This window comes from Zoogloea sp. (assembly GCF_023150065.1).
Lineage (GTDB): Bacteria > Pseudomonadota > Gammaproteobacteria > Burkholderiales > Rhodocyclaceae > Zoogloea.
On record NZ_JAKLLN010000179.1, the window covers coordinates 1 to 584 of the forward strand.

A 584-nucleotide genomic window follows, 5' to 3' on the forward strand; every position below is an offset into this window, starting at 1 on the left:
ATCAGGGTCTGCCGGAAATCCGAGCCGAAACCCGCCCGATACAGGCCAAGGGCGCCGTTCAGGATCATCATGGTCACCGCGAAGGCAAACGCCGATGGCACCACGGTCGCCACCAGGCCACCATCCACCCGGGCCTGCAGCACGAACGCGACAACCACCGCCACGAACAGCAACATGGCGTCAAACACCAGTCGCAGGATCGTGCTGGACGGAACGTAATGATTGAAGAGTTTGAGCATTCTGAGCACCGACCGCCCTTGAAAGACGGCCTCCCATGCAAATTTGATCAAGCCGACGTGGCGCAAAACTCAACCACGAGCCCCAACGAAAACCGCCTCACCGAGCGGCCTGGAACGGCTACCGGGACATGCCAGGCACACGACGCATACTTGCAAAATGCGTGAAAACCCGTGCAGCCGAACGATAGCGCTTATGGACCCTGCCTCCTGTGATGCCCGTCACAAGGGGAATTACATCGCCAAGCCTGCGTTCCGCCACAACAAAATATCACCATCGACACACCTGCCGGATTTACAGCCTGAAACACACATGGAATCTACCCGCCGGAACCCACGAGCAAGGCT

1 pseudogene is annotated in these 584 nt (G+C 58.6%); it reads right to left on the bottom strand.

What is annotated here, in order from left to right:
* Positions 1 to 239 (bottom strand): annotated as a pseudogene (locus tag L6Q67_RS24145) (sugar transferase); the annotation flags it as partial.
* Positions 240 to 584 lie beyond the last annotated feature (345 nt).